The sequence below is a fragment of the Rhodovulum sp. genome (genome assembly GCF_011048875.1).
Classification (GTDB): Bacteria; Pseudomonadota; Alphaproteobacteria; order Rhodobacterales; family Rhodobacteraceae; genus Rhodovulum; species Rhodovulum tesquicola.
Map to the genome: position 1 here is coordinate 1 of NZ_DSDD01000141.1, position 3,472 is coordinate 3,472.

Below are 3,472 nucleotides of genomic sequence, written 5' to 3' on the forward strand. Positions count from 1 at the left end.
CTCGCGGATCCTCGATCCGGCGATCGTCGGCGAAGAGCATTACCAGGTGGCGCGCGACGTGCAGGGCATCCTGCAACGCTACAAGTCGCTGCAGGACATCATCGCGATCCTCGGCATGGACGAACTGTCCGAAGAGGACAAGCTGACCGTGTCCCGCGCCCGCAAGATCCAGCGTTTCCTGTCGCAGCCCTTCGACGTGGCCAAGGTGTTCACCGGCTCGGACGGGGTGCAGGTGCCCCTGGAAAAGACCATCGACAGCTTCAAGCGCGTCGTGGCGGGCGAGTTCGACCACCTTCCCGAGGCTGCCTTCTACATGGTGGGCGGCATCGACGAGGTGATCGCCAAGGCCGAGAAGATGGCGGCCGAAGCCGCCTGACCGGGCACAAGGCGCCGGGTGAACCCGCCCGGCGCGCGTTTTCCAAGGAGGCATCATGGCCGACACGCTGCAATTCGACCTCGTCGCGCCCGAGCGCCGCGTCGCCTCGGAGCGCGCCCTTCAGGTCGTCATTCCGGGCTTCGAGGGCGACCTGACCGCGCTGCCCAAGCACGCCCCGATGATCACCACCCTGCGCCCCGGCGTGCTCGAGGTCCTTACCGAGAAGGGCAGCCAGAAATACATCGTCACCGGCGGCTTCGCCGAGATCACCACTGACCGCGCCACCGTGCTGGCCGAACGCTCGCATGCGGTCGAGGAGGTCACGCAGGAAATGATCGAGGAGATGATCGCCGCCGCCCGCGCCGCGCATCTTGAGGCCAAGGCGGAACTCGTCGACGCCTCGGCCAAGATGCTGGCCGACATGGTGGCGATGGGCTCGCGCATGGGCTTCGAGCCGAAGAACTGACAGGGCGCACCCGCCCATCCGACAAGGCCCCGCCCTGGTGGGGCCTTTGCCGTTTCCGGGGCCTCTCAGCCCGCCGCGCCGGGCCGATGCCGCCGCCGCATACTTGCGGGCCGCCCATCCAGCGCCAGCCGACTGTCGTTGCGCGCCTTTTCGGCCACCACCCGGCCCCTGGCGATCACCGCCAGCCGGTCGGGGCGCAGACGGATCGCCTCCACCGGGTCGCCCGCATCCAGCACCACCAGCGAGGCCCGCGCGCCCTCATGCAGGCCATAGCCCTCCAGATGCAGGATCCTTGCGTTCTCGACCGTCACCATGTCGAAACAGCACCGCATCTCGTCGGGCGCGGTCATCTGCGCCACATGCAGCCCCATGAAGGCCACGTCCAGCATGTCGGCCGTCCCCAGCGAATACCACGGATCGCGCACGCAATCCTGCCCCCAGCCGACCGTGATGCCATGGGCCTGCATCTCCTTCACCCGCGTCAGGCCGCGCCGCTTGGGGTAGGTGTCGTGCCGACCCTGCAACACGATATTGATCAGCGGGTTGGGGATCGCGGCAAGCCCCGCCTCGGCCATCAGCGGCAACAGCTTGGAGACATAGTAATTGTCCATCGAGTGCATCGAGGTCAGGTGACTGCCCGCCACGCGGCCCTGCAATCCCAGCCTCTGCGTCTCGAAGGCCAGCGTCTCGACATGGCGGCTCGGCGGATCGTCGGTCTCGTCGCAATGCATGTCGACCATCAGCCCCCGTTCCGCCGCGATCTCGCACAGCGTCCGCACGGACTCGCGCCCCGCCTCCATACTGCGCTCGGAATGCGGGATGCCGCCGACCACGTCCACGCCCATGTCCAGCGCGCGGATCGTCTTGGCCTGCGCATTGGGGTCGCGAAAGAACCCGTCCTGCGGAAAGGCCACCAGTTGCAGGTCGAGCCGGGGCTTCACCACGTCCCGCACATGCAGCAGCGCCTGCACGCCCTTCAGGTCGTCATCGCAGGTGTCGACATGGCTGCGGATCGCCGGCAGCCCCATGCTCCCCGCCCAGTCGCAACAGGCCCGCGCCCGCTCGACCATCTCCTCGACCGTGGCCTGCGCCTTCAGCTCGCCCCAGAGCGCGATACCCTCCAGCAGCGTGCCCGAGGCGTTGATCCGCGGCGTGCCGTAGCTCGGCGTCGCATCCAGATGGAAATGCGGATCGACGAAGGGCGGGCTGACCAGATCGCCCGCGGCCTCGATCACCCGGCGCGCGGTGGACCCCGCCAGATCGCCAATCGCCGCAATCCGGTCGCCGCGCGTGTCGGTATCGGCCACGCGCCCGTCTGGCAGGGTGCCACCCCGCACAAGGATATCGAACTCGGCCATTCAGCGGTCTCCGCGATTATAGGGCACCATCAGCGCCGCGGGCACCTCGGCCCGGCGCGACATCAGCACCAGCGCCAGGATCGACAGGACGTAAGGCACCATCAGAAACATCTGATAGGGGATCTCCGCGCCCAGCGGCGTCTGCTGCATCCTGATCTGCAAGGCGTCGAAGGCCGCGAACAGAAGCGCCTTGCCCGGCATCCAGGCCCCGAACACCACCAGCGCGATGCAGATCCAGCCCCGCATAGACCGCCATCCAGCCCGCAAACGCGCCGAAGACCATGATCTCCTCGATCCCGAGGTTCAGCACGCCGGCGCGTTCGCAGATCGGCTCGCCCATCGTGGCAAGGATCAGCGGCGAGGCGATGCGCAGCACCGCGGCCCAGAAGCTGGCCGACAGCAGGATGTCGAAGACCTCCATCAGCCCCTCACCACCCGGAAGCGCGTCAGCAGGATCGCCAGCACCATGAACAGCAGCGCCGTGGCGACCAAGATATCGGCGATATAGGTGGGCATTTCGGCCGCCCGGCTTATCGAGTTCGCCCCGACGAAAACCCCCGCCACGAAGATCGCCGAGACCACGATGCCCAGCGGGTGCAGCAGCGCCAGCATGGCCACGACGATGCCCGTATGGCCAAAGCCCGGCGACAGATCGAGCGTCAGGCTGCCCCTCAGCCCCGCCACCTCTGAAAATCCGGCCATCGCCGCCAGCCCCCCCGACAGCAGCCGAATGCGCGCCTCGGGGCCGGGGCAGCGGATGTCGTATTTCGCGATGATCGCCTCGGCATGGCCGCGCGCGCGGCCCCGGTCCATCCAGCCTGCCCGGGCGAAGGGTTGCCGCGCATAGCCCTCCAGCACCGCGTTCTCGGTCAGGGTGAAATCGGTGATGGACCCGGTGGCGTGGCGATCCTCGGGGATGCGGCCCACGCCCGCCGCCAGCGCCGCGCCGGGCGCACCGGGGGGCAGCGCCTTGCCGAACACCTCGACTGTGCCTGCATCGGCGGTGTAATGGCCGAACAGGATGTTCATCAGCGTGGTCTTGCCCGCGCCGTTTTCCCCCGGCAGCGCAAGGACTTCGCCCCTATGCAGGGCGAAGGCGACATCGTCGTTCGCGGCAAGCTTCCCGAACCTCTTGGTGATCCCCTCAAGGCGCAGGACGACCTCGCGCGCCGTCATCAGGAGGATTTGGGTTCGGCGTCGTCAATTGCGACCTCGAAGCTGCCCGCCGCCTTCGCCGCCTCGGCCGCGACATGGATGCGGCTCACCCATTGC

The 3,472-nt window shown here is 68.0% G+C and carries 3 protein-coding genes and 2 pseudogenes; 2 read left to right on the top strand and 3 right to left on the bottom strand.

Annotated features, from left to right (window positions below; translation table 11 throughout):
- A pseudogene (locus tag ENN83_RS04860) lies at positions 1-376 on the top strand (F0F1 ATP synthase subunit beta); the annotation flags it as partial.
- A gap of 55 nt (positions 377-431) precedes the next feature.
- The gene (locus ENN83_RS04865; protein WP_287184705.1) at positions 432-842 is read left to right on the top strand and encodes a F0F1 ATP synthase subunit epsilon; all 411 of its coding nucleotides are present in this window, start codon (positions 432-434) and stop codon (positions 840-842) included.
- A 65-nt stretch (positions 843-907) separates the two neighbouring features.
- On the opposite strand, the gene ENN83_RS04870 is transcribed toward ENN83_RS04865, so the two are convergent.
- From ENN83_RS04870 to ENN83_RS16920, 3 genes and pseudogenes are all read right to left on the bottom strand, one after another.
- Positions 908-2,200 (bottom strand): amidohydrolase family protein, encoded by a 1,293-nt coding sequence (locus tag ENN83_RS04870; RefSeq protein ID WP_287184707.1) that lies wholly within the window; start codon positions 2,198-2,200, stop codon positions 908-910.
- Positions 2,201-2,621: pseudogene (locus ENN83_RS04875) on the bottom strand (ABC transporter permease subunit).
- On the bottom strand, positions 2,621-3,376 hold the full coding sequence (locus ENN83_RS16920) for an ATP-binding cassette domain-containing protein (RefSeq protein ID WP_349760097.1): 756 nt from the start codon (positions 3,374-3,376) through the stop codon (positions 2,621-2,623). The pseudogene ENN83_RS04875 and the gene ENN83_RS16920 overlap by 1 nt, the downstream one beginning before the upstream one ends.
- Positions 3,377-3,472 lie beyond the last annotated feature (96 nt).

What these genes read in the sequence shown, in the direction of transcription:
- ENN83_RS04865 (WP_287184705.1), top strand. Translation starts at nt 432, where the DNA reads ATGGCCGACACGCTGCAATTCGACCTCGTCGCGCCCGAGCGCCGCGTC.
- ENN83_RS04870 (WP_287184707.1), bottom strand. Translation starts at nt 2,200, where the DNA reads ATGGCCGAGTTCGATATCCTTGTGCGGGGTGGCACCCTGCCAGACGGG.
- ENN83_RS16920 (WP_349760097.1), bottom strand. Translation starts at nt 3,376, where the DNA reads ATGACGGCGCGCGAGGTCGTCCTGCGCCTTGAGGGGATCACCAAGAGG.